The following is a 3,196-nucleotide window of genomic DNA, read 5'->3' on the forward strand; positions in this document are numbered from 1 at the left end:
TCAGCTACGAGACGTGGCGCTTGGCGGAGCGCGGCGAGCGATTCCTGGCGCTGGCGAACGTGGTCGCGAGTCTGTTGGGCGGGCTCGGGGCGGGTGCCATCGGGCTGCTGCTGGCTCTAACGGTTCGCTAGCTTTAGCCGGTTCACACCTTTTCGTCTCATCTCGTGTGTGTTGGCCCTCGTAGAGGTTTCGGCCTGGGCTCTCCGGGCAGGGAACTGAGGACGACGAGAAGGAGGCCGGATCCATGGTCGACGTCCGGAAGGAAGAGCACGGGTTCGCCGAGTCCGATCCCGGCTTCGAGGCGGAGCGCGCCGAGCGGGTACGCCTGGTGGACGCTTTCCTCGCCGCGATGGGCGAGGCGGACAACCCGGGCACGTCCCGGAAGTTCGGGTCGTTCATGCGGGAGCTCACCGGTCAGCAGCAGGACCGCTTCTGGGAGACCCGGGTCGAGGGTGACGACGACGGCGTACTCGTGTTCGCCGACGGGCGGCACGGGTGGGAGCGGAGCTTCCGCTACTCGGATCGCCCGACGACGCCGGACGACGAGATCCCGCCGAACCGGCTCGCGGATGCCCTGCGCGCGATCCTCGACGAGAACGGCGTGGAGCGCCCCGCGGAACTGCGCTGACGCCGGAACGATGCCGCCCGCCCGGTTCGATACCGGGCGGGCGTTCGTGTGTCCTGGCGTCACGCTGAGCGACTCGGGAGTTATCCACAGTTTCGGCGGAAGTGCTCGCCGGGGCCGTCGGGCGTCTCTACGCTCGTCGTGGGGCCTGGGATTCCACGTCGAGCGCACGGAGAGGGCGTCCCATGGTGCCTGTCGTGAGCTGGTTGGTCGGCCGAATCGTCCGCCTGCGGGGCGATGCCGGTGACGTTCCCGGCTGGGTGATGGTGACGGTCATGACGGCCGGCCTGGTCGCGGCGGTGTTCGCCGTGTTCCGGGACGCGATCGTGGTGGCCGTTCAGAGCGCGCTGGAACAGGTGGTCTCCGACACCGGGCGGTGAGCGGTGCGGCGCCCGGGAGGACCGCGGGCCGAGGACGGCTCGGCGGTCGTGGAGTTCGCGCTGGTGAGCGTCGTCCTGCTGACGCTGCTGCTCGGCGTGCTCCAGGTCGCGGTCTACCTCTACGTGCGGAACATCGTCGCGGCGAGTGCGGCCGAGGGTGCGCGGTACGCCGCGAACGCTGACGTCGGCCCGGAACAGGGAGCTGCCCGCGCCGGTGTGATCCTGCGCCGTGGTGCCGGTAAGGACGTCGCGTCCCGGGTGCGGTGCGTCGGGCGGGAGGAGCCGGGCGCCGGCGGCCTCCGGCTGGCGCGGGTGGAGTGCCGCGGGGCGCTGCCGGTGTTCTTCGCCCCGGTCGGCGATGCGCTGCCCCTGCACGTGACCGCCCGCGCGGTCGAGGAGGGCGCGTGAAGAATCTGTCCAGCTATCGACGTATCGGACCGCGGCGATACGCCGACAGCTGGACAGATTCATTGCGTCGACCGGCGGGGGAGGGCGGGGCGGCGATCGTGGAGTTCGTCTTCGTCGGCGTGCTGCTCCTCGTCCCGCTGCTCTACCTCGTGCTCGCGCTCTCCGAGATCCAGCGCAACGCGTTCGCGGTCACCCAGGCCGCGCGGGAGGCGGGGCGGGCCTACGTCACCGCCGACGACCCGTCCACCGCTCCGGCCCGAGCGGGTTACGCCGTCCGGCTCGCCCTCGCCGACCAGAACCTCACCGGGGAGGTCGAGCTGCGCTGGGGCCCGGTCGGCGCCGGCTGCGACGGGCCGTTGTTGCCGGTCGCACCCGACGCGGACTCGTGGCCGGTCGCCGACGCAGGGGAGGGCCTCACGTTCGACTCGACTGTTAGCCCGGTAAGCAACGCGCCGCCGCTCACGCCCGGCTCCTCGTACGAGTTCTGCGTGCGACGAACCCACCGGCTGCCCGGCGTCCCCACCCTGCTGGACGCCGGTCGGAACACCGTGGAGGCCCGCTACGTCGTACGGGTGGACGATCTGCGGGGCGACCGATGAGCCCGGGAACGCGCGCCCGGCCGGAGAGCGGAAGCACGCTGCCGCTGATCCTGCTGTGTGTCGGGATCGCCCTGCTGCTGATCGCCGGGGTGACGACCGCGTCCAGCGCGTTCTTGGCGCAACGGGATCTGCAGGCCTGGTGCGACAGCGCCGCGCTCGCGGTCGCTGGTGCGACGGCCGACAGCGCGGCCTACTCGGACGGCCCGTTTCCGCCCGATCGGGCACTCATCCGAGAGCAGGACGCCGCTGCTGAGCTGCGGATCTACCTCGCGGGTATACAAAACGAACAGGTTTCGGTGGCGTTGAACGTGCAAAATGATCAGATCACACTGGTCTGTACGCGTACGGTCGTCCTCCCGTTCGGACGACTGTTCGGTATACCGGACGGCTCCGAGCGGATTGCGATGAGCTCATCGCGGGTACGCTGGAAGACCTGATCGGACCGTGACCGGCGCTTGTCGACGCTTCTCCGCGCACCAGTGGCGGCGAGACCGCGCCCCCGGTGACCTGGGAACTGTCCGACTTGTGATGGGTTCCACTTTGGAAGGCGTGGCGTATGGCGCGACCGCCCGAATCGTGTCACCGTGGCTAGCATGGCGGAGAAAGGTCTCAATGCGACAGCGGCGGCCCTGCTCGGGCTGCTCCACGAAGGTCCGATGACAGGTGGCCAGCTCATGGCCACTGCGGAGAACAGATTGGGTCCGTTCTGGACCACTACTCGGAGCCAGGTATACCGCGAGTTGCCGGTTCTGGCCGAGAGAGGGTTCGTTCGGCTCGGAAGACCCGGCCCCCGCTCCTCTCAGCCCTACGCGATCACGGCGTCCGGTAAGCGCGTGTTCGCGAAGTGGCTGAGCGAGGACGCGGGGCGAGACCAGCTGCGGAACCCGCTGATGCTGCGGGCCGCTTTCGGGTCGTTGCACAAGCCTCAGCAGCTCCAGGAGCTCTACGCGGAGCGCCGGGAGGAGCACACGGCCCGGCTGGCGGAGCTCCGGGAGGAGCTGAAGGAGGTCAAGAAGCGCGACGACGCGTTCCAGGTCGCGACGCTGGAGTTCGCGATCCAGTACCAGCGGTCGATCCTCAAGTGGCTCGACAGTGCGCCTGGGCTGAGCTGATCACGGGCGGCCGGTCGTTCCCGGCCGCGCGCGGCTGCCGGGGGTGGGAGCCGCGCACGGCCGGGAACGAGA

The 3,196-nt window shown here is 69.9% G+C and carries 6 protein-coding genes; all 6 read left to right on the plus strand.

Annotated elements, in window-relative coordinates:
- Window positions 1–244 precede the first annotated feature (244 nt).
- The 6 genes from ABEB28_RS42375 to ABEB28_RS42400 all read left to right on the plus strand — a co-directional run bounded on the left by ABEB28_RS42375 (window position 245) and on the right by ABEB28_RS42400 (window position 3,124).
- Window positions 245–628: a hypothetical protein gene (locus tag ABEB28_RS42375; RefSeq protein WP_345733969.1), complete on the plus strand. Its 384-nt coding sequence runs from the start codon at window positions 245–247 to the stop codon at window positions 626–628.
- 194 nt (window positions 629–822) lie between these two features.
- A complete protein-coding gene (locus ABEB28_RS42380; RefSeq protein ID WP_345733970.1) occupies window positions 823–1,005 on the plus strand; it encodes a hypothetical protein in 183 nt (60 codons plus the stop codon).
- Between the two features lie 3 nt (window positions 1,006–1,008).
- On the plus strand, window positions 1,009–1,413 hold the full coding sequence (locus ABEB28_RS42385) for a TadE/TadG family type IV pilus assembly protein (protein ID WP_345733971.1): 405 nt from the start codon (window positions 1,009–1,011) through the stop codon (window positions 1,411–1,413).
- Window positions 1,410–2,012, plus strand: coding sequence for a hypothetical protein (locus tag ABEB28_RS42390; protein ID WP_345733972.1), 603 nt, complete (start codon window positions 1,410–1,412; stop codon window positions 2,010–2,012). The genes ABEB28_RS42385 and ABEB28_RS42390 overlap by 4 nt, the downstream gene beginning before the upstream one ends.
- Entirely contained in the window at window positions 2,009–2,449 is a 441-nt protein-coding gene (locus ABEB28_RS42395; RefSeq protein WP_345733973.1) for a pilus assembly protein TadG-related protein, read from the plus strand. Before ABEB28_RS42390 ends, ABEB28_RS42395 begins: the two co-directional genes overlap by 4 nt.
- Window positions 2,450–2,605: 156 nt before the next feature.
- Window positions 2,606–3,124 carry a PadR family transcriptional regulator gene (locus tag ABEB28_RS42400; RefSeq protein WP_345733974.1) on the plus strand — a complete coding sequence of 173 codons (519 nt, stop codon included), beginning with the start codon at window positions 2,606–2,608 and terminating at the stop codon, window positions 3,122–3,124.
- Window positions 3,125–3,196 lie beyond the last annotated feature (72 nt).

This window comes from Cryptosporangium minutisporangium, from assembly GCF_039536245.1.
GTDB lineage: Bacteria > Actinomycetota > Actinomycetes > Mycobacteriales > Cryptosporangiaceae > Cryptosporangium > Cryptosporangium minutisporangium.

Excerpts from the sequence above, each read along its gene's own strand:
- ABEB28_RS42375 (WP_345733969.1), top strand. The coding sequence starts at position 245 with ATGGTCGACGTCCGGAAGGAAGAGCACGGGTTCGCCGAGTCCGATCCC.
- ABEB28_RS42395 (WP_345733973.1), top strand. The coding sequence starts at position 2,009 with ATGAGCCCGGGAACGCGCGCCCGGCCGGAGAGCGGAAGCACGCTGCCG.
- ABEB28_RS42400 (WP_345733974.1), top strand. The coding sequence starts at position 2,606 with ATGGCGGAGAAAGGTCTCAATGCGACAGCGGCGGCCCTGCTCGGGCTG.